This window comes from Cryobacterium breve (genome assembly GCF_027594785.1).
Lineage (GTDB): Bacteria > Actinomycetota > Actinomycetes > Actinomycetales > Microbacteriaceae > Cryobacterium > Cryobacterium breve_A.
Genome location: NZ_CP075584.1, coordinates 1213935 through 1234951, shown reverse-complemented (window position 1 = coordinate 1234951; position 21017 = coordinate 1213935). Strand labels below are relative to the sequence as shown.

Annotated in this window: 14 protein-coding genes and 2 pseudogenes; 7 read left to right on the top strand and 9 right to left on the bottom strand. The window is 69.3% G+C overall.

Annotated features, from left to right (window positions below):
* Nucleotides 1-9: 9 nt before the first annotated feature.
* Nucleotides 10-621 (top strand): annotated as a pseudogene (locus KIV56_RS06045) (HAD-IA family hydrolase); the annotation flags it as partial.
* Between the two features lie 238 nt (nt 622-859).
* On the opposite strand, the gene KIV56_RS06040 reads toward KIV56_RS06045, so the two are convergent.
* A complete protein-coding gene (locus KIV56_RS06040; protein WP_281535529.1) occupies nt 860-1258 on the bottom strand; it encodes a VOC family protein in 399 nt (132 codons plus the stop codon).
* A 113-nt stretch (nt 1259-1371) separates the two neighbouring features.
* Here KIV56_RS06040 and KIV56_RS06035 point away from each other — a divergent pair, with 113 nt between their 5' ends.
* The 3 genes from KIV56_RS06035 (at nt 1372) to KIV56_RS06025 (ending at nt 5387) form a co-directional block, all read left to right on the top strand.
* Nucleotides 1372-2688 (top strand): LCP family protein, encoded by a 1317-nt coding sequence (locus KIV56_RS06035; protein WP_281535528.1) that lies wholly within the window; start codon nt 1372-1374, stop codon nt 2686-2688.
* A gap of 201 nt (nt 2689-2889) precedes the next feature.
* A complete protein-coding gene (locus KIV56_RS06030; RefSeq protein WP_281535527.1) occupies nt 2890-3702 on the top strand; it encodes a TspO/MBR family protein in 813 nt (270 codons plus the stop codon).
* Entirely contained in the window at nt 3699-5387 is a 1689-nt protein-coding gene (locus KIV56_RS06025) for a DHA2 family efflux MFS transporter permease subunit (RefSeq protein ID WP_281535526.1), read from the top strand. The genes KIV56_RS06030 and KIV56_RS06025 overlap by 4 nt, the downstream gene beginning before the upstream one ends.
* A 48-nt stretch (nt 5388-5435) precedes the next feature.
* Here the strand turns inward: KIV56_RS06025 and KIV56_RS06020 are convergent, their stop codons facing one another.
* Nucleotides 5436-6365: an FHA domain-containing protein gene (locus KIV56_RS06020; protein WP_281535525.1), complete on the bottom strand. Its 930-nt coding sequence runs from the start codon at nt 6363-6365 to the stop codon at nt 5436-5438.
* A gap of 2 nt (nt 6366-6367) precedes the next feature.
* Nucleotides 6368-6643 (bottom strand): hypothetical protein, encoded by a 276-nt coding sequence (locus KIV56_RS06015; RefSeq protein WP_416173000.1) that lies wholly within the window; start codon nt 6641-6643, stop codon nt 6368-6370.
* Between the two features lie 390 nt (nt 6644-7033).
* On the opposite strand from KIV56_RS06015, the gene KIV56_RS06010 reads away from it, so the two are divergent.
* Nucleotides 7034-10417 carry a TM0106 family RecB-like putative nuclease gene (locus KIV56_RS06010; protein WP_348648480.1) on the top strand — a complete coding sequence of 1128 codons (3384 nt, stop codon included), beginning with the start codon at nt 7034-7036 and terminating at the stop codon, nt 10415-10417.
* Between the two features lie 140 nt (nt 10418-10557).
* On the opposite strand, the gene KIV56_RS06005 is transcribed toward KIV56_RS06010, so the two are convergent.
* From KIV56_RS06005 to KIV56_RS19505, 6 genes and pseudogenes are all read right to left on the bottom strand, one after another.
* Nucleotides 10558-10836 (bottom strand): HPr family phosphocarrier protein, encoded by a 279-nt coding sequence (locus KIV56_RS06005; RefSeq protein WP_281535524.1) that lies wholly within the window; start codon nt 10834-10836, stop codon nt 10558-10560.
* Between the two features lie 90 nt (nt 10837-10926).
* Nucleotides 10927-12615: a phosphoenolpyruvate--protein phosphotransferase gene (gene ptsP, locus KIV56_RS06000; protein WP_281535523.1), complete on the bottom strand. Its 1689-nt coding sequence runs from the start codon at nt 12613-12615 to the stop codon at nt 10927-10929.
* A gap of 119 nt (nt 12616-12734) precedes the next feature.
* Entirely contained in the window at nt 12735-14726 is a 1992-nt protein-coding gene (locus KIV56_RS05995; protein WP_281535522.1) for a PTS fructose transporter subunit IIABC, read from the bottom strand.
* A pseudogene (locus KIV56_RS05990) lies at nt 14723-15690 on the bottom strand (1-phosphofructokinase family hexose kinase). The gene KIV56_RS05995 and the pseudogene KIV56_RS05990 overlap by 4 nt, the downstream one beginning before the upstream one ends.
* Nucleotides 15687-16091: a DeoR/GlpR family DNA-binding transcription regulator gene (locus KIV56_RS19510; protein WP_348648544.1), complete on the bottom strand. Its 405-nt coding sequence runs from the start codon at nt 16089-16091 to the stop codon at nt 15687-15689. The pseudogene KIV56_RS05990 and the gene KIV56_RS19510 overlap by 4 nt, the downstream one beginning before the upstream one ends.
* Complete coding sequence (locus tag KIV56_RS19505; protein ID WP_348648479.1) at nt 16048-16476, bottom strand: DeoR/GlpR family DNA-binding transcription regulator; 429 nt, start codon at nt 16474-16476, stop codon at nt 16048-16050. Before KIV56_RS19505 ends, KIV56_RS19510 begins: the two co-directional genes overlap by 44 nt.
* 180 nt (nt 16477-16656) lie before the next feature.
* Here KIV56_RS19505 and KIV56_RS05980 point away from each other — a divergent pair, with 180 nt between their 5' ends.
* Nucleotides 16657-17850: an exonuclease SbcCD subunit D gene (locus KIV56_RS05980; protein ID WP_281536086.1), complete on the top strand. Its 1194-nt coding sequence runs from the start codon at nt 16657-16659 to the stop codon at nt 17848-17850.
* 25 nt (nt 17851-17875) lie between these two features.
* Nucleotides 17876-20917 carry an AAA family ATPase gene (locus KIV56_RS05975; protein ID WP_281535521.1) on the top strand — a complete coding sequence of 1014 codons (3042 nt, stop codon included), beginning with the start codon at nt 17876-17878 and terminating at the stop codon, nt 20915-20917.
* Nucleotides 20918-21017: the final 100 nt, after the last annotated feature.

The window sequence follows — 21017 nt, the reverse complement described above, 5'->3', positions numbered from 1 at the left end:
AAACAGCACATGGAGCAGGGCCTCACCAACGCCGCGAGCATGACGAAGAGCAGCACGAGCAGCAGCACGGATGGTGATGCCGGGCACGTTCTCCTCGGCCGCGTTTTCGATGCCGTCCTCTTCGACATGGACGGCACCCTCGTCGACTCGACGAAGGCCGTGGACCGGGCCTGGCGGCGCTGGGGAGCCGAAGCGGGCCTCGGCCCCTCCTTCAACGGAGCCGAACACGGCGTGCCCGCCCGGCAGATGGTGGCCAGGCTCGTCCCCGCGGACAAGATCGAGTGGTCGATCGCCCGGGTGCTCGAACTCGAACTCGACGACCTCGACGGCATCGAGATCCTGCCAGGGGCGGCGGAACTCATGCAGAGCCTGCCGGAGGGCCGCCGCGCCATCGTGACCTCGTGCGCCCGCTCGTTGTGCCTCGGCCGGCTCGGTTCGGCCGGCTTCCCCGTTCCCGCGACCGTCGTGACGATCGACGACACCCCGCGCGGCAAGCCGTTCCCGGAGCCGTTCCTCAAGGCGGCAGAGTTGCTCGGCGCCGACCCGAGCCGCTGCGTCGTCGTCGAAGACGCCCCCGCCGGGCTCGAAGCCGGCCGGGCGGCCGGATGCCTGACAATCGGTGTCGCCGGAACGCACACCATGGACCAGCTCGACGCCGACCTCGTCGTGCCGAGCCTCGACCGCCTGCGGATCAGCGTCCGCGACAACGGCATCGTCTTCGAGCTCCTCCCCCCGAGTAGCCGCACCCGCGATCCCCTGAACCAGCTCGGTGGTCTCGCTGAGGTGTCGCATATCGAGGTTCCCGCAGCCCGGGAACGTCGATATGCGACACCTCAGCCGACCACAGCAGGGCGTTCGGTCAGAGGGGGGTCAGCCCTGGTAGATCTCGAGGGGCAGCCCGTCGGGGTCCCTGAAGAAGAACATCGCCTTGTGCGTGTTCGGGTCGACGCGCAGGCTCCTCGCAGTCGACGCCCTTGCCGAGGAGTTCGGTGCGCGCACCGGGAACGTCGTCGACCTCGAACGCGAGGTGGCGCAGGCCCAGCGCTTCCGGTCCGCTGCGCCGGGGCGGAGTGTCCGGGAACGAGAACAACTCGAGGATGTACTCGCCGTTCAGGGCGAGCTTGCCCATCCAGGAGTCGCGCTCGGCCCTGAAATACTCCGCTTCGAGCGTGCAGCCCACGACGTCGAGGTAGAACCTCTTCGAGCGCTCGTAGTCGCTCGCGATGATGGCGATGTGGTGCACCCGGTTGATCAGCATGCTCCCAGCCTGACACAGCCGTTTCTGTGAGTCTCATAGCCCGAGTCCAGAAAACATCCGGGACCGGCAACTATCGTGAAGATTCTGACCATGGATCGCAATTAGGGGTTTTGTTGACGAATCACAGGCCCGAGGGTCGCGCGGACGCCCGCAGGCACGCCAGGGCGGCCACACTCATCCGTCACCGGCGCCGACCGAGTCGCAGCCACACGACGCTCGCCCTGATCAAGGCCCTCGCGATCGCGCTCGCGGTCGTCCTCGTGAGCGGGGCATCCGTTGCGGCCATCGCGGTCAGCCAGTTCGCAACTAAGGTTTCGGCCAACGCGGTCGACATCTCCAACGGGGCGACCGACCTCCCCGCGATGCCCCAGCTCGGCTCCTTCGAGGGCGGCTTCAACGTTCTGGTCGTCGGAGTGGACAACTCCCTCACCCAGTCGGCGGCCTATGGGGAACGCACCGGCACCCTCAACGACGTCAACATCCTGCTGCACGTCTCCGCCGACCATAAGAGCGCGGTCGTGATCAGCATTCCCCGTGACCTCGTCGTCAGCCAGCCTGCCTGCACGGACCCCGACACCGGGAAGGTGTCGAAGTCCGTTTCGTCCACGGCCATGAACGCGTCCTTCGGCAGGGGTGGCCTCGGCTGCGTCGTCTCGACCGTTTCTGCGCTGACCGGGCTGACCATTCCATACGCGGGACTGATCTCCTTCGAGGGCACGGTCGCGATGGCCGACGCCGTCGGTGGCGTCCCGATCTGCCTCAACGATGCGATCAAGGACCCGTACACGGGACTCGACCTCCCCGCGGGAACGAGCGTCGTTTCCGGAACCCAGGCCCTGTCCTACCTGCGCAGCCGCCACGGCGTCGGCGACGGCAGCGACCTGTCCCGGATCTCCTCGCAGCAGGCCTACATGTCCTCGCTCATGCGCGTGATGAAGAGCAGCGCGACGCTCACCGACGTGTCGAAGCTGTCCGCACTCGCGAAGGCGGCAGGGACGAACCTGAAGCTCTCCACGTCGCTCGCCAATATCCCGACCATGGTCAGCATGGCGCTCGCCCTGAAGGACATCGACCTGAACCAGCTCGTGTTCGTGCAGTACCCCTCGGCGACAGACCCGGACAACCTTGCGAAGCTCGTGCCCTCGACGGCGCTCGCCAAGAAACTGTTCGCTGCGGTGACGGCTGACCAGTCCTTCACCCTCGACGCCGAATCCCTCGGCAACAGCGCCGAACTCGACCCCACGTCGTCGCCCGTCGCGACGCCCGCCGCCACGGCGACCCCGACGCCCACCCCCTCTGCTTCGGCGACCGGTGCCGCGACGGGCACACCGACACCCGCGGCGACGGATCCAGCGGCGCCCGTCCAAATCGCCGGCCTGCGCGGCCAGACAGCGAGCCAGCAGACCTGCTCGATCGCCTACAACTACTGATCCGGGGTACGTCGCGTTCCGCGGGGCGTACTCTCGATCGCGCACGATACTGGTCCAGGGGCCCGTCGAGGCTCCGCTGGGCGAGCTCCGGCTGGTCGTGAGAAACCGGCCAGGAGTCAGCGGTTCCCACGCGCACTGTCCTTTCGCGCTCCCTGGTGCTAACGTCATCTTGTTCAGTTGACTTATATCTAGGAGAGTGAGATGAATTCTCGAGATCTCCGGCGGCAGGTCCTCGTCGTGATCGGCGCGATCGTCGCCCTCGTCGGATCCTTCATCGGGTCGGGCGCAGCGGGCGGCACGCCCATCCAGGATGCCGCCGGCGGCGCGCTTGCGGCCGACGCGACCCTGATCGCGCCTGCGGTGCCCGCGTTCGCGATCTGGACGCCGATCTACCTCGGCCTGGTCGGATACGCCATCTGGCAGTGCCTGCCGGCGCAGCGGAGCGATCCCCGGCAACGTCTGCTCGGATACCCGATCCTCGCCTCGCTGATCCTGAACGCAGCGTGGATTCTGAGCATCCAGTTCGACCAGCTCTGGCTCAGCGTTCCCGTCATCGTGGCTCTGCTCGCGGTGCTCGTCTGGACCTTCCGGCTCACCCTGGCCTCACGCCCGAAGAACATCGTCGAAACGATCCTCGTCGACGGGACCATGGGCCTCTACCTCGGCTGGGTCTGTGTCGCGACCGCTGCGAACGTGACCGCCGTGCTCGTCGCCGCCGGTTTCACGGGCTTCGGGCTCGACCCCGACCTGTGGGCGGTCGCCGTCATCGCGGTCGCCGCGGTTGTCGGTGGGTTGCTCGCGATCGACGGTCACGGCCGGCTCGCCCCGGCTGCCTCCCTCGCCTGGGGACTCGGCTGGCTCGCCGTCGCGCGACTGGGCGGCGCCCCGCTCTCCATGCCCGCGGGTGTCGCGGCACTCGCCGCCGTGGTGCTTGTGATCGCCGTCACCGTCGGTGCGCGCCTGCGCATGGCCGAACTCCCCGTATCCCCACCGACCCGAACGGTAGTCGCATGACCGACCAGCACCCAGCCACCTCCACGTCACCCGCCGCCCGCACCGAGTCTCCGCGCCGCCGCTGGGCCGGCCTCGTCTTCATCAGCGTCGCCGTCGCCCTCATCATCGTCGACTCGACGATCATCAACGTCGCGATCCCCTCGATCGTGCGGGACCTCGCGATCACCTCGACCCAGGTGCAGTGGGTCCAGGAAAGCTACACCCTCGTCTTCGCCGCCCTCCTGCTCGTCTTCGGCACGCTGGCGGACCGGTACGGCCGGCGTCGGATCCTGCTCCTCGGCGTCGTGATCTTCGCCGCCGCATCCGTTCTCGCCTCGGCGGCCCAATCGGGCGACCTGCTGATCGGAGCCCGCCTGATCCAGGGCATCGGCGGCGCCATGGTGCTTCCGACCACGCTGTCGCTGATCAACGCGAACTTCCGCGGGCGGGACCGCGGCATCGCCTTCGCTATCTGGGGCTCCACGATCGGCGGCATGGTCGCGGTCGGGCCGTTGCTCGGCGGCTGGTTGACCACGTACTTCTCCTGGCGATGGGCCTTCGGCATCAACGTTCCCCTCGGCGTGATCATCGTCATCGGCGTGCTCGTCTTCGTCTCCGAGTCGAAGGACGCCGGTGAACCTCGCCGGGTCGACGTCGTCGGCGCAGTGCTCTCGGTGATCACCAGCGCGACCCTCGTCTTCGGGCTCATCGAGGGCCGCAGTTACGGCTGGTGGCTCACCAACAAGCCGATGGTGATCGGCGGCTTCACCTGGCCGTATTCGATTTCACCGATCCCGATCGCCTTCGCGATCACCCTCCTCGCCGGCACGGCCTTCATCCTCTGGGGTCTCTCCCGCCAGCGCGCCGGAAAGACCACCCTGCTCGCGTTCTCACTGTTCCGGATCGCTTCCTTCCGCAACGGGAACATCGCGGCCCTGATCGTGTCGCTCGGCGAGTTCGGCATCATCCTGTCCCTGCCGCTCTGGTTGCAGAACGTGCTGGGCTATGACGCCCTGCAGACCGGGTTCGTGCTGCTCGCGCTCGCGATCGGTTCCTTCGTTGCGAGTGGTTTCGCGGGCGCGTACGGCAACCGGGTGTCCCCGGAAATGATCGTCCGGGTCGGAATCGTCCTGGAGATCGTCGGCGTCGCCGGCCTCGGCCTCGTGATCACCGCGGACGCGAGCTGGTTGTCGATCGTGCCGTTCCTGTTCGTGTACGGAATGGGCGTCGGCCTCGCGACCGCCCAGTTGACCGGGGTCGTGCTCAAGGACGTGCCGGTCGAGAAGAGCGGCCAGGGCTCAGGCACCTCCTCGACCGCGCGGCAGATCGGCTCCGCGCTCGGCATCGCGGTGCTCGGCACCGTGCTGTTCACCTCGGTCGGCTCCTCGCTGGACGCGAAGCTCGCGGACGTGCCCGGGTTGCCAGAGTCTGCGCGCACCCAGGTCGTCGACGCTGTCGTCGACAGCGCCGGTGCGGCGATCCCCGCCCTCGAAGCCCAGAGCCCTGCCGTGGCCGCGGCCGCGCGCGACGCCTTCAGCGAGGGCACCCGGTACTCCGCGTTTGCGGCGGCCGGCTTCCTCGTCATCGGGCTGCTCGCGACCCTGCGGCTCTCCGGAACCGCGCCGCACCGCGACGGACGTGAGCCCGAGGCGGATGCCGGCGCCCAGGCATCCGCCGCCGTCACCCCGGCGGACAAGCCGGTCTGACGACGAGGACGCCGGGACAGCGGCCGGCTGAACGCCGGGTCTGCGCGGCTAGGAGGCCGGCCGCCCTGGTGCGGCCGGCCGCGGCGTCGCCGTGGTCCGGCGAGCGGGCTGCGGCTTCTGGTACGCCAGTTCCCCGCCCACCCTGCCGCCGTACGGACGACCGTGATCGGCGAATTCCTCGCGGAAGAACGCCATCCGCCATGGCCCGAGTTCGATGCGCGCTCCGGTGCGGAGGATCCGTCCGCCCTCCGCCGAACGACTCCCGTCGATGCCCTGGGACTCCGTTCCCGGAGCGACGGGCCCGAGGAGAAACAGCACGTACTCGTCGTTCTGGTCATGCCGGATCTCGGCGTGGATGGGGGAGAGACCGTCGAGCCTCAGATCGGCGTCCGGACTCGATCCGATCGTCGTGGTCTCCGGCATGAGGTCGAACTGGCGGGGCGGCCTGCCGTCCCAGTTCTCCGACCCGACGACGAAGATCAGCCGGGGTCGTCCGGATCCGCGGGTGTAGTGCGTGGTCGTCACCGTTCGCCGGATGCGGCGGTCGAGCGTCGGCACCAGGGGAAAGAGGGTGGAGGGCGGCAGGGTCACGACCGGTGCGGCTTCCGCCCCGCTGGCACGCCTGCGACGGCGCAGCAGCGGCGCCAGCGCCGCCCGCGTACCGAGAGCGACATGCGCGGACCCGGTCAGGAGGCGCTGCAGCCGCTGGGCCGGGATCGCACCGAGCCGGACGACCAGCCCGTTCGGACCGCTCAGCGAGACCGAGAGCCCCCGTTCGGCCAGGTCGGCCGCGAGGGTGCGGACCTCCTTGAGAGTGATCGTCCTCGTCTGCAGGAAGAGCTCCGGCCGGCTCGCGAAGATCTCGACGTCGGTTCCCGCTGCAGTGATCGTTCCCTGCATCCGCTCGCCGCCCTGCTGACCGTTCGGCTCGGCAAGGGAGAAGGCGAGATCGATGTCCAGGCGGGTGGTCGTTGCCATGGTCAGTTGGCGATGGACTCGACGGCAGGACCTTCGCTGGTCGTGACGCGGAGGGTGCCGTTCAGCTTCCACGTCGCCCGCGGGGCGTCCGGTCCGATGTCCCGCGGGACTTCGACGGCCATGTCGATGAAGGTGTAGTTGATCACGGCGCTCTTGCCGGTCAGGTACGACCACATCTCCTTCCCGAGGTCGGTCCAGTCCTGGATGATGTGGCCGTCGGGGCCCGTCGCCGTACCGGTGGTGTCGTCGCTCGGGCTCGTGCTGGTGGTTTCGCTCACGGTGTGTCCTTTTCGAATTCGTCGGTGAGGTCACGGAGTCCGACGTCGAGGAAACCCTCCGGAGCCTCCCCGTGAGGTGAGCCCGGCCACGTCAGCACTGCCGTTGGGTCGAGGCTAATGGGCCGCTCCGCGCTGTGGGGGATTCCACAGCCGGCTCACAGCAGCCGCATGTCGGTGGCTTCGGTTAGCCTCGGGTCAGATCCTTTCGGGAGGCCGTCGTGTTCCTGCTTGACCCTGTCACCGTCGTGTACTCGGCGAGCGACCTGAGCGCGGCCGCGGTCTGCGAATGGGCCGCGCTGCGCCGGCTGGATGCCCGCCTCGGGCGGATCGACCCGGTACCGGACCCCGTTGACGCCATGCTCGCTCGCACGGCGGTACTCGGCGACGCCCATGAGCCTGCGGATGCTGAACCGGCTCCGTTCGTCCGGGCCCGTCGTCGAGATCGAGCGTCCCGCCCGCGCCGAGCGCGCTGCGATCCTCGAAGCCGCCCGGCTGAGCGCCGAGGCCCTCCGCGCCGGCGCCGGCGTCGTGTTCCAGGCCGCCTTCTTCGACGGGCGCTTCCTCGGGTACGCGGACTTCATCATCCGCTCGCCGGAGCCGAATGATGCGGCAGGAGGAGCCCCGGTGAGCCCGAGCTATGAGGTCTACGACACGAAACTGGCCCGATCGGCCAAGGTCACCGCGCTGCTGCAACTTGCGGCGTACAGCGACCAGTTGGAACGCCTCGGCATCCGCACCGGCGAGCGGGTTCACCTCTTGCTCGGCGACGGGCGCACCAGTTCGCACCGGCTGTCCGACATCCTGCCGGTGTACCGGGCCAGGCGGGCCCGACTCGAGGGCCTGATCGACGAACGCCTCGCAGACACCGCGCCGACCCCCTGGGGCGACCCCCGGTACGTCGCCTGCGGCCGCTGCGCGGTCTGTGAGGAACAGGTGCAACTGCATGGGGACGTGCTCCTGGTCGCCCAACTGCGCCTCTCGCAGCGTGCCCGCCTGCGCGCCGCGGGCATCAGGACGATCGAGGAGCTCGCCGCGTCGACGGGGCCCGTGGTCGGCATCACCGATTCGACACTCTCGACCCTGCGCGCACAGGCCCGGCTGCAACTCGACCCGCACCCCGGCCGACCGCTCGCCTGGCAGGTGACCAACCCGCCGGCGCTCGCCGCACTTCCACGGCCGAGCGCGGGGGACATCTTCTTCGACTTCGAGGGTGACCCCCTCTACCAGGAGGGTGCGGACGACGCCTCGGCCGGCACCGTGGTGTGGGGCCTCGACTACCTGTTCGGCCTCGTGGAACCCGACGACACCTTCCGCGCCTTCTGGGCGCACAGTCACGCCGAGGAACGCCAGGCCCTCATCGCCTTCCTCGCCTACGTGCAGGAACGACGGGAACGGCACCCCGACCTGCACATCTACCATTACGCCCCCTACGAGCGCACCCACCTGCTCAGTCTCGCCGCCCGGCACGGTGTCGGGGAGGACGCCGTCGACGACCTGCTCCGCAACCACGTGCTCGTCGACCTGTACCCGATCGTGCGGCAGGGCCTCCGGGTCGGCAGCCGCAGCTACTCGCTCAAAAAGCTCGAGCCGCTGTACATGGGGGAGGAGGCCAGGGAAGGCGTCGACAACGCCGCGGACTCGATCGCCGAGTACGCGCACGCGGGCGAGCTCCTCGCCGCCGGCCAGGCGGACGCCGCTGCGGCCGTCCTCGAGGACATCGCGCGGTACAACGCCTACGACTGCCGTTCGACGAGGCGGTTGCGGGACTGGCTACTCGACCGCTCCGCGGACGACGGCGCGTTCGGCGACGGTGCGGCCGGACGCCTCGGCTTCCGGGGTGATGCCGGCGAGCTCTCGATCGCGGTCCCCGAACGGGAACCCGACCCGGTCTACCTCGAACTGACCGCCCTGCTCGAACAGGTGCCGCCGTCCGGCCGCACGCGCGACGAGACCGCCCTCGCCCTCGCTGCCGCGGCGATCGACTACCACCGCCGTGAGCAGAAATCGTTCTGGTGGGACCACTTCTCCCGGCTCTCCTCGCCCCTCGAGGACTGGTCGGACACCATGGACGTCTTCTCTGTCGTGCGCGCCAGTGTCGAGATCGGCTGGCACCGCGAGGGCAGGCAGGTCCTCGACCGACGCCTGCTCCGGCTCGAGGGCACCCCGGCGCCGGGAAGCTCGATCAAGGCCGGGCAACAGCCGTTCCTCGTGTACGACCCGCCGTATCCGCCGATTCGACGGAGCGACGAGCCGGGCGCCCGCACCGCCCACAACAAGGCGACCATCGTGCAGGTGGGCGCCGACGGGGGTTTCGGCGGTGCCGCTGAAGACGGTGTCGCAGACGACGGTGTGCTCTTCGTCGAGGAGATCCTCGAACGCGACGCGCCCCACCACGACGCCCTCCCGGTCGCCCTCACTCCGGGAACCCCTCCGCCGCCCGGCAGCCAGGTCGGCGCCATCTCCCAGTGGGGCAGGGCCGTGCTGTCCGCGTGGCCGCTCCCGCTCGCGGATGCCGCGTTCGACATCCTGCGACGGGTGCCGCCCCGACTCCGAGCCGGCGATACCCTGCCTCTCGTCACCGCAGGGGACACCCGGGCCGCCATCCGTGACGCCGTGCTGGCCCTCGACCACTCGTACCTCGCCGTCCAGGGCCCGCCAGGAACCGGGAAGACCTTCGTCGGCTCGCGGGTGATCGCCGACCTCGTCGTCCGCCACGGCTGGCGGATCGGCGTCGTCGCGCAGTCGCACGCGGCGGTCGAGAACATGCTGCGCGCAGTGGTCGAGGCCGGTGCCGACGTCGGGCTCGGTCAGGACCGGGTCGGCAAGAAGCCCAAGACCGGCGAGGAACGCACCGCTACTCCCTGGCTCGCCCTCGATGCGAAGGGCCTCGCCGCGTTCACCGGCCGGCCGGGCGGCTGGGTGCTCGGCGGGACAGCGTGGGACTTCAGCAACGTCGAGCGGATCCCGCGAGGCTCGCTCGACCTGCTCGTGATCGACGAGGCCGGCCAGTACTCCCTCGCGAGCACGATCGCCGCGGCCGTTTCCGCAGAGCGACTGCTGCTCCTCGGCGACCCGCAACAGCTGCCGCAGGTGAGCCAGGGCACGCACCCCGAACCCGTGGACCTCTCCGCGCTCGGCTGGCTCACGGACGGGCACCGGGTGCTGCCCGCCGACCTCGGATACTTCCTCTCCACGAGCTGGCGGATGCACCCGGCCGTCTGTGCGCCCGTCTCGACGCTCTCCTACGAGGGCAAACTCCGTTCGCACCCCTCCGACCGGGCTCTCGCCGGGCTGGAACCCGGGCTGCATCCCGTTCCGGTGCGCCACGCCGACAACGCGACCTCGTCGATCGAAGAAGCGGATGTCGTCGTCGGGCTCGTGCGGGACGCCATCGGCCGGCCGTGGACATCCGCCGGGCGAACCGCCCCGCTCGGCGAGACGGACGTGATCGTGGTCGCTCCATACAACACCCAGGTCGCCCTGATCCGGGAACGTCTCCGGGCGGCCGGCTACTCTGCGGTGCCGGTCGGCACGGTCGACAAATTCCAGGGCAGGGAGGCTGCGGTCGCGATCGTCTCGCTCGCGGCGTCCTCTGCGGAGGAGGCGCCGCGCGGCCTCGATTTCCTGCTGCTCGCGAACCGGCTCAATGTCGCCATCTCGCGCGCCCAGTGGGCGGCGTGGCTTGTCTACTCGCCAGCGCTCACGGACTCGCTGCCCCGCAGCGTCGAGGCGCTCACCCAACTGAGCGCCTTCATCACCCTCGTAGACGTGTAGACGAACGACGGGCACCAACCGACGGGCACAAACCGACGGGCACAAACCGACGGGCACCAACCGACGGGCACCAACCGACGGGCACCAAAAAGAAGCACCCTCGGCGACCGAGGGTGCTTCCTTGTCCTGTCGGTGGAGTATTACTCGGCGTCGAGATCCGTTTCGAGGATCTTCACGAGGGCTTCGAGCGCCTCGTCGGCGCCTTCGCCTTCCGCACGCAGCACGACGACGTCGCCGTTGGCCGCGCCGAGGCTCATCAGGCTCAGGATGCTCGAGGCGTCCATGGCGTCTTCAGCAGGCTCGCCTTCCATCGCGATGGTGACCTCGATCGGCAGCTCGCCGACGGCGGCCGCAAAAATGGACGCGGGGCGGGCATGCAGGCCGACTCGGCTGGCAATGGTGGCTGTGCGTTCGGACATAGTTCCTCCTGATTGATACTCGGCGACGGTCGTGCTCGACGATACTGCGGGCTGACTGGAGTGGTGCGGGGTGTTGCTACGCGAGTGCGGTCACAGACCCAACTCTTCAAGTATGGGCAATCCGGCGCGCACGCGCTTACGGGCTTCTGTCGGATTCGGCGCGGAAACCGCGAGTACCGCGAGCTTCTTGGCGTCTTCGAGGGTGACCGACTTGAGCACTGCTCCGACCGCGGAGAGTGACCGGGAGGTCATCGAGAGGGTTGCGACACCGAGCCCGACGAGGACGACCGCGAGCACGGGATCGGCAGCTGCCTCGCCGCAGACGCCGACGGGCTTGTTGTTGCCCTCGGCGATGGAGCCTTCGACGGTCAGGCCGATCAGCTTCAGCACGGCGGGCTGCCACGGGGAGTTCAGCGCGGCGAGGGTGCCGAGCTGGCGGTCGGCGGCCATCGTGTACTGGGTGAGGTCATTCGTGCCGAGGCTGACGAAGTCGACCTCGCCGAGGATCCGGTCCGCCAGAAGGGCGGCGGAGGGAACCTCGACCATGACCCCGGGGATCTTGAGTCCGGCGGTCGCACACATCGCTGCGAACTCGGCGGCTTCCTCGGGAGTCGCGATCATCGGGGCCATCACCCAGACGATCGCGGGGGAACCTTCGGCGGCCTGGGCGATCGCGGTGAGCTGGCGGGCCAGCACGCCCGGCGTGGTCAGGTCGGTGCGGTAGCCGCGAACACCGAGCGAAGGGTTGGGCTCGCTCGTGTCGGTCAGGAACGGCAGCGGCTTGTCAGCACCGGCGTCGAGGGTGCGCACGACGACCTTCTGGCCGGGGAACGCGTCGAACACGCCCCGGTAGGCGATGACCTGTTCGTCGATCGTGGGCTCGGTCTCGCGCTCGAGGAAGCAGAACTCGGTGCGGAGGAGTCCGACGCCCTGGGCGCCTGCCTCTGCGGCCTTGACGGCGTCCTTGGCCCCGCCGACGTTGGCGAGCAGGGGGACGAGGTGGCCGTCCGCGGTGCGGCCGTTGCCGTCGAAGACGGCGAGGATCGCTGCGGCGGTCTTCCATGCTTCGACCGCGGCGGTTTCCTCGGAGCCTGGCTCCAGGGAAACGGTGCCGGCGGCGCCGTCGACGTAGATCTCGGTGCCTTCGGCGATGGTGTCGACACCGGGCGCCGCGACGACGGCGGGGAGGCCGAGGGCACGCGCGATGATCGCGGTGTGGGACTGCGGCCCGCCACCGGACGTGACGAGGGCGAGGATCTTCTCGGGGTCGAGGGTCGCTGTGTCTGCGGGGGCGAGGTCTTCGGCGACGAGAATGTAGGGCTCGTCGGCGAGGGGGATGCCCGGCGCGGGCACTCCGCGGAGCTCGGCCACGATCCGGGCGCGTACGTCGAGGACGTCCGTTGCCCGCTCCGCCATGTAACCGCCGAGGTTGATCAACATCTCGGCGACCGAGGCTCCGGACTCCCAGATTGCGCGTTCGGCGGATGTTCCGGTGTTAATGTGCTTGACCGCGGCCTTGATCAGCATGGGGTCTGTGGCCATCAGCGCGGTCGCTTCGAGAACGGCCTTGCTCGCGCCCGAGGCTCCTGCTGCACGGCTCTGCAGTTCACCCTGGACGGTCTTGGCCGCGGTGCGGAGGAGGGCAGTGGCGGCATCCGCTGACAGTGACGCAGCCAACCTTTCTCCGGCCGGGGGTTCACTGACCGGTTTGGGCATCTGCCGAATCGATCCGATGATCCGTCCGGGGCTGACGCCCACGCCGGAGAATTTCTGCTGCACGGTTTAACCTCAATTCTTGCGTGGGAATTGGTTGCCCACGGTAACGATATTACGCGGCGGCCGGTACGGATCGCGTATCGGCCGCCGCGTCTTCATGCGGTGATGGTACTACTTGCTGGTTATGCGGTGACGAGAACCGGGGCTTCCACTCCGGCGGTGACCTTCTTGGTGGTGTACCGCTTCAGGGCGATGACCGCGAGGCCGGCGACGACGGTGCCGATCGCGATGGCCAGGGCGAACAGCGCGAAGCTGTCGATCGCGAAGAAGACGAAGATGCCGCCGTGCGGGGCCTTGCTCGTGACACCCCAGGCCATCGACAGGGCGCCCGTGACACCGGCGCCGAGCATGCTCGCCGGGATCACACGAAGCGGGTCTGCCGCTGCGAACGGGATTGCACCCTCGGAGATGAAGGATGCACCGAGCAGCCAGGCCGCCTTGCCGTTCTCGCGTTCGATCGGGCTGAACAGCTTCTTGTCGAGCACGGTGGCCAGGGCCATCGCGAGCGGCGGAACCATTCCGGCGGCCATCACGGCGGCCATGATCTGCCACGGCGCCTGGTTGGCCAGGGTCGCGGTGCCGAGGCCGGCGACGGCGAAGGCATAGGCGACCTTGTTGACCGGGCCACCGAGGTCGAAGCCCATCATCAGTCCGAGGATCAGTCCGAGGACGATCGCCGCTGCGCCGCTCATGCCGGTGAGCCAGGTGTTCAGCGCCGCGGTGAGCCAGGCGATCGGACCACCCAGCACGAGGAACATCAACCCGGAGGCGACGATCGAGGCGATGAGCGGGATGATCACGACGGGCATCAGGCTACGGAGCCAGCGCGGAACGTTGAGCCGCGCGAAGCTGGCCGCTGCGACACCGGCGAGCAGGCCGCCGGCGATGCCGCCGAGGAACCCGGCGCCCATGAACCCTGCGACGGCACCGGCGACGAACCCGGGAGCGATACCCGGACGGTCGGCGATCGCAAAGGAGATGTACCCGGCGAGGGCCGGAACCAGGAAGCCCATCGACAGGGCGCCGATCTTGAAGAAGACCGCGCCGAGGTAGATCGGGAGGCCGCCGTCCGGCAGGTTGAAGAGGCTGTTCTGCAGGGTCACGACGTCGGCGATCTTGGTGATCTCGTAGCCACCGAGGAGGAAGCCGAGTGCGATCAGCAGGCCTCCACCGGCGACGAACGGGATCATGTAGCTGACACCGGTGAGAAGCGCGCGCTTGACCTTCTGGCCGAGGTGCTCGTTCTTCTCGTCGACCTCCGCTGCCCCTGCGGTCCCGCCGACGCGGCGGGCGTTCGGGTTCTCGGAGGCCGCGATGGCGTCCGCGATGAGTTTGGCCGGCTCGTCGATTCCGCGCTTGACCGGAACCTGGATGACGGGCTTGCCCGCGAAACGCTCGCGGCCGCGCACGTCGACGTCGACTGCGAAGATCACTGCGTCGGCGGCGGCGATGATCGCCGGGTCGAGCATGGTGAGGCCGGCAGAACCCTGCGTCTCGACCTGCATCTCGACGCCGGCCGCTTCCGCTGCTGCGGAGAGGGCCTCAGCGGCCATGTAGGTGTGCGCGATGCCGGTGGGGCAGGCCGTGACGGCGACGAGGCGCTTGACGCCGGTCGGGACGGATGCCGCGGGGGCGGCAATGCCGCCGCCGACGGCGACCGGAACGGGGGAGACGACGTTGGTGACGAGCTCGACGATTTCTGCGGGCGTCTTGGCGGCGCGCAGGGCGGCCGTGAACGCGGGCTTCATCAGCGAGCGGGACAGCTTCGCGAGGATCTTAAGGTGTTCCTGGTCCGCACCTGCCGGCGCGGCGATCAGGAAGACCAGGTCTGCGGGGCCGTCTCCTGCGCCGAAGTCGACCGGGGTCGACAGGCGCGCGAGCGCGAGGGTCGGCTCGGTAACGGCGGCGGAGCGGCAATGCGGGATGGCGAGGCCGCCCGGGATGCCGGTGGCCGTCTTCGCTTCGCGGGCGAGAGCATCCGCGTACAGGCTCTCGATCTCGGTGGCCCGGCCTGCGCCGACAACGAGCTCGGCGAGTCGCCGGATGACGCTCGAGGGAGCGGCTCCGAGGTTCTTATCCAGAGCGACGAGCTCCGGGGTGATCAGTGCACTCACTGGACATCCTCCTTTGGATGGGTCAGCTGCGTCACGGTGACGTCGCTGGGCTTTGTTTGGTTCAGTGCCGGAACGGTTGATCCGGGCAAAGATGCGGCTGCGGCCCCGTGGGCCGCCGCCTGACGGAGCGCGTCGGGGGCGCTTCCGCCGGCCAGGTCGCGGAGCAGGAAACCGGCCAGGGACGAGTCACCGGCTCCGACGGTGCTCACGGCGATCATGGGCGGAGTATGGGCGAGCCAGGACCCGTCCTTCGTCGTCAATACGGCCCCCTGGGCGCCGAGGGTCGCGAGGACCGCGCCGACACCACCGGCAATGAGCCGGGCGGATGCCGCGGCGACCATGGCGGGGTTGCCCTCGAGGGCCGCGGGGTCCGGGATGCCGGTGAGCTCGGCGAGTTCCTCGCCGTTCGGTTTGATCAGGTTAGGGCCGGCGCTCACAGCGGCTGCGAACGGGGCGCCGGAGGAGTCCACGGCGACCTTGGTGCCGCGGCGCCGTAGCGGGCGCGCAGCCGGCGGATGATGTCCGCATAGAAGTCGACGGGAGCGCCCGGCGGCAGCGAGCCCGCGAGCACGACCCAGCCGGCGCCATCCGCCCGGTCGAGCACGAGCTCGATCAGTTCGGTCTGCTGCGCGGGGGTCAGCACCGGACCGGGCACGTTGACCTTCGTCGTGGTGCCGTCCGGTTCCGTGATCGCGACATTGCTGCGGATGCTTGCGCCGATCGGCATGCCGAGGTGCGGGATGCCCGCATCGGACAGCGCGATGAGCACCGGGTCGAGGGCGTCGCCGGGCAGGATCGCGAGGCTCTCCACGCCGGAGGCCTCGAGGGCGCGGCAGATGTTGACACCTTTGCCCCCTGGCTCGACGTGGCTCGCCACGGCGCGCTGGACCTCGCCGCGGGCGAGAACGCCGTCGAGCGAGATCGTGCGATCCAGGCTCGGATTCGGGGTAAGCGTGATGATCACGCGATCACAACCTCTACGTCAGCCACGGCCAGGGCCGCGGAAAGTTCCGGTGATGGGAGGGCGTCCGTGATGAGGACGTCGATGTCGCCGAGGGCGGCGAACCGCACGAGGGTTTCCTCGTCAAGCTTGGTGGAATCGGCGAGCGCGACGACGAGCCGTGCCGACCGCACGATGGCGGTCTTCACGGACGATTCGACGAGGTCGGGGGTGCTGAGACCGAAGATGGCGTGTACGCCGTTGGCGCCGATGAAGGCGATGTCGGGGCGGAGTCCCTCGAGCTGGGCGATCGTGCTCTGGCCGACGACCGCGCGGGTCAGGCCGCGGACGCGACCGCCGAGGAGGTGGAGCTGGATCTCCTCATTGCCGGCCAGCTTGTACGCGATCGGCACGGCGTTCGTGATGACGAGGAGCCTGGTCGTCGGGGCCAGCGGAGGTCCAGTCGGCGAGGCGGTCGGCGAGGAGTTCTGTCGTGGTGCCGGCGTCGAGGATGATCGATCCGGACTGGCTGGTCGGGATCATGGCGAACGCGGCAGCGGCGATGCGCTCTTTCTCGTCGTGTCGCTGGGTCTGCCGTTCGGCCAGGCTCGGCTCGGAGAGGCTGAGGCGGTCCAGGGCCACGGCGCCGCCGTGGACTCGACGCAACTGCCGCGAACCTTCGAGCGTATCGAGGTCGCGGCGCACTGTTTCCGGGGTGATGTCGAAGCGAGTTGCGAGTTCATTGACGGTGACCCGGCTGGCGGTTGTGACGAGTTCGGCGATCAACGCCTGCCGTTCTTCCGCAAACATGATACCTCCTCGTCTTTGAGTGACCCCCCGCCACTGCGCGGCCCGATCGCTTCGATCAGGATGGTGTCCACGATATCTGTGTTTCTTTTTGTTTGTCAAGGAAAACACAGAAGAACAAAGATGGATGTTCGTGGGCGGGCCGACGGGGCCGTGTCGGTGCTGGGCGGTAGCGTGACGACCATGAGGATCCTGCACACGTCGGACTGGCACATCGGTCGCACGTTCCACACGCACTCGACCCTCGACCATCTCCGGATCGTGCTGGGCGCACTCGTCGATGTGGTCCGCGATCGATCAATCGACGTGGTCGTCGTCGCCGGCGACGTGTTCGATTCGGCGATGCCCTCTGCCGACAGCTACACCCTGCTCGCGACGGCCCTCCGCGAGATCCGGCGGGCCGGAGCGCAGGTCATCATGACGAGCGGCAACCACGACTCGGCCACCCGACTCGGGTTCCAGTCCGAGTGGGCCGGCCTTGCCGGCATCCATGTGATCACCCGGCCCGAACAGGTCGCCTCGCCGGTCACTCTCACCGACGAGCACGGTCCGGTGCATTTCTACGGCATCCCCTTCCTCGAACCGGCACTGATTCGGCATCACTATGCCAATCAAGCGCGCCCGGAACGAACGCTCAAGACCCACGTGCAGGTGCTCGCCTTCGCCATGGAGCAGATCCGGGCGGACCTCCTGGTTCGCGGCGGCCGCTCTGTCGTGCTCGCGCACTGTTTCGCGGCCGGCGTCGCGGCCACGCAGGAGTCGAGTGACGTCGAGAGGGACATCACCGCCGGCGGGCTCGACCTCGTGCCGGTCAGCGTGTTCGAGGGGCCGGACTATGTCGCCCTCGGGCACATCCACGGGCGGGCCAGGCTCGAAGACCGGGTCCGCTACTCGGGAGCGCCCCTGCACTATTCCTTTGCCGAGGCCGCCAAGCCCCGTGGCGCCTGGCAGATCGACCTCGGCCCTGACAGTCCGGGGAAGGGCGCAGAACTCGAGATCGAGTGGGTCGCCCTCCCGGTTCCCCGCAGGCTCAGCGTGCTCACCGGCGAACTCGAGGAACTCCTCACCGAAGACCGGTTCGCGGCATTCGACGGCGACTGGGTGTCGGCCGTGCTGACAGACCAGGTCCGTCCCCTCGACGCCATGCGCGCACTCCAGAAACGGTTCCCGTACTGCGTCACCCTCGAACACCGGCCGGCCGTCGTCATGGACACCGGAAGCGAGAGCTACGCCGAACGGATCAACCGACAGACCGATCCCGATATCGTCGCCGGCTTCCTGAGCTTCGTGCGCAATGGTGTCGGGCAGACGGAGTTCGAGCGGGACCTCGTCGCCGAAATTCTCGCGGCCGGGGAACTGAGGGAAGTCACCCAGTGAGCACCGGAACCACGAGGAGTACGACGTGAAGATCAAGCGCCTGAAGCTCGCCGGGTTCGGCCCGTTCAAGAACGAGCAGGTCGTCGACTTCGAGCACTTCGATGACGACGGTATCTTCCTGATCACGGGCAAGACCGGTGCGGGAAAGTCCAGCATCCTCGACGCAGTCTGCTTCGCCCTCTATGGCAGTGTTCCGCGCTACGAGGGCACGGAGTCGCAGTTGCGCAGCGACCACTGCGAACCCGGTGACCCCACCTACGTCGAGCTCGAGTTCGGCCTGAACGGGCACGACTATCGCATCTTCCGCACTCCCAAGTACCTCAAGGCCAAGAAGCGCGGCACCGGCACGACGCTGTCCGCACCCGACGCCCGGCTCGACATCCGTGACCCCGATACGGACGACGCCGGTGCCGTCGGTGCCGCCGGTGCCGTCGGTACTGCCGGTGCCGAGGGCGGCTGGCGGGGTATCGCCGCGCGCCCCGTCGACGTCGGGAATGAGCTCGCCCGCATCCTGCCGCTCAAACAGGACCAGTTCCTGCAGGTGATCCTGCTCGCTCAAAACCGGTTCCAACGCTTCCTGCTCGCCAAGACCGACGATCGCCGCGAGGTCCTGCGCACCCTCTTCGGCACCAGCAGGTTCCAGAGCCTGGAGACCGAACTCATCACCCGTCGCAAGGCCCTCGACGACGAACTCACCGGAGTGCGCGTGCGGCTCGACGCACTCGCGGAGGCTGCGGCCCGGCACCGGCCCGCAGCCGCCGCGTCGGGCACCGCGGCACGGGACCTGGCCTGGTTCGACGCGGCCACCGCCGAACTCGAGCAGGCACTCGCCGTCGCCGTCGCCGCAGCCTCCGCCGCGGACGCCGCACTGGCCGACGCGACCGCAGCGCTTCGCGCCCAGGACGAGATGCGCGCCCGCCAGGACCGCAGGGACACCGCCGCCGCCGGCCTGGCCGTGCTCGACGAGCGCAGCGCCGTTGTCGACGCCGACCGTGAACGCCTCGCCGCCGCGCACCGCGCAGGCCGGGTGTTGCCCCAGATCGAGGCCGAGTCCGCTGCCCTCGACGCTGCCCTTGAAGCGGCTCGGTCAGAGGTGGCGGCTCGGGAGACCTGGCTCACGGTCCACGGTTCCGACGTGGATGACCAGAACGACGACCAGGATGCCGTGCCGGTCTCTGCCACCATCGACCTGCTCCTCGAACAGCTCGGGTCCCTGAACGATGTCCTCGCGGCCGAAGAAGAACTGCCGGCCATCAACGCCGGGATCGGGTCCGCAGAGGCCGGGCTCTCCGAGGTCCAGGCCACCCTCGACGGGCTCCAGGCCCGGATCGACGCCGCGCCCGCCCTCCTCGACGACCTCGACCGGGACCTCGCCGTGCTCGCTCGCGACGCCGCCCGCGAACCGGAGTCCGTCGTTTCCCTCGCCCGCGCGGTGGCCGCCGAAGCCGCAGCCGCAGAAGCTGCCGCACTCGAGGCGGACCTCGACGCCGCACGCAGCAGGCATGCGGCCGCGGCCGCCGAGAACGCAGACGCCGCCGGGCACTACCGGGACCTCGTCGCCAAGCGGCTGGCCGATCACGCCGGCGAGCTCGCCGGCCGGCTCGTTCCCGGCGAACCCTGTGGGGTGTGCGGGTCCACGACGCATCCGCACCCCGCTGAGGCTCCTGGTGAGCCGGTCACCGACGCCGACATCGAGGCCGCCCTTGCCGACATGACCCGGGCCCAGGGCGACCTCGGGAGCAGCAACGAGGATGTCCTCACCCTCGGTGCGCGCGCCGCCGCCTCCCGCGCCGCCGCGGGCCCGGGAACAGAGGCCGATCGCGCGGCAACGCGTGCCGCCGCGCTCACCGCGGTCGAGAGCGCACGCACGGCGGCGGCACGGGAGACAGAACTCGGTGCCGAGCGGCTGCGGCTGCGCGCCGAGCTCGACCACGCGCGGGAGACCCTCGCCGGAGTCCGCTCCGGCAGGGACGACGCTGCGACCCGGCTCACCGAACTCCGTGGCCGCCGCATCGCGATCGAGGAACGCGTCAACCGGCAATCGGCGGGCTACGCCTCCGTCACCGAACGGGCGGAGAGCCTGCGCACCGAACTCCAGGCGGGCCGCACCCTCGAGACGGCCCGCGCGCTCAGCGGCGAACGGGATCGTGCCCTTGCCGCCGCCTCAGCAGCCGTCGCCGAGCGCCTCGCCGCCGAAGGGTTCGCCGACGAGGCGGAGGTCGTCACCGCACGACTCACGCCGGCCGAAATCGCGACGCGGGAGACCGGCATCCGTGCCCACGACGACCAGCTCGCCGCCGTGCGCGCCGTGCTGGCCGAACCGGAGCTCGCCGGCCTGCCCGGTGCCGCTCTCGACCTTGAACCGGCCAGGGCAGCCAGGACCGCCGCCGCCGAGGCCAGGGACGTTGCCTTCGCCGCGCAGGGTACCCTCGCCGTCCGCCAGGATGAACTGGCCGTCGTCGTCGCCGAGGCACGTGCCCTTGCCGCCACTTCCGCGACCCTCCTCGTGACCCAGGCCCAGGTGCGGGAGCTCGCCGCGGTCGTGCATGGCGAGGAACCGAACACCAAAAGGATGAAACTCGAAACCTACGTTCTCGCCGCGCAACTCGAGGAGATCATCCTCGCCGCGAACGGTCGGCTGCGGGACATGACCGGGGGCCGATACGTCCTCGAACACGACGATTCGCTGCAGTACCGCGGCACCCAGTCCGGACTCGGACTCGCGATCCTCGACCAGCACACCGGTCGGGCCCGGCCGACCCAGTCGCTTTCCGGCGGCGAGACCTTCCTCGCCTCCCTCGCCCTGGCTCTCGGACTCGCCGAGGTCGTCTCGCACCAGGCCGGAGGCATCGCACTCGACACCCTCTTCGTCGACGAGGGCTTCGGCTCGCTCGACAGCGAAACGCTCGAGACCGCGATGAGCACCCTCGACGGCCTGCGTGCCGGTGGCCGTACGATCGGCCTGATCAGCCACGTGGATTCGATGAAGGAACAGATCCCGGCGAAGCTCGAGGTCACCGTCACCGACCAGGGCTTCAGCGAGATCGCGAGCACAGTCCTCGTCTGACCGGCCCGGCCGGCCCGGAGGGGCTCACAGCCGATGGGCGGGACCCTCTTGGCCGACACCGCGGCGCCTCATAGAAATCCGATAGCTTTCGGGACTTGGG

What these genes read in the sequence shown, in the direction of transcription:
- KIV56_RS06005 (WP_281535524.1), bottom strand. Translation starts at nt 10,836, where the DNA reads ATGTCCGAACGCACAGCCACCATTGCCAGCCGAGTCGGCCTGCATGCC.
- KIV56_RS19505 (WP_348648479.1), bottom strand. Translation starts at nt 16,476, where the DNA reads ATGTTTGCGGAAGAACGGCAGGCGTTGATCGCCGAACTCGTCACAACC.
- KIV56_RS06010 (WP_348648480.1), top strand. Translation starts at nt 7,034, where the DNA reads ATGAGCCTGCGGATGCTGAACCGGCTCCGTTCGTCCGGGCCCGTCGTC.
- KIV56_RS06030 (WP_281535527.1), top strand. Translation starts at nt 2,890, where the DNA reads ATGAATTCTCGAGATCTCCGGCGGCAGGTCCTCGTCGTGATCGGCGCG.
- KIV56_RS06040 (WP_281535529.1), bottom strand. Translation starts at nt 1,258, where the DNA reads ATGCTGATCAACCGGGTGCACCACATCGCCATCATCGCGAGCGACTAC.
- KIV56_RS06020 (WP_281535525.1), bottom strand. Translation starts at nt 6,365, where the DNA reads ATGGCAACGACCACCCGCCTGGACATCGATCTCGCCTTCTCCCTTGCC.
- KIV56_RS06025 (WP_281535526.1), top strand. Translation starts at nt 3,699, where the DNA reads ATGACCGACCAGCACCCAGCCACCTCCACGTCACCCGCCGCCCGCACC.
- KIV56_RS05980 (WP_281536086.1), top strand. Translation starts at nt 16,657, where the DNA reads ATGAGGATCCTGCACACGTCGGACTGGCACATCGGTCGCACGTTCCAC.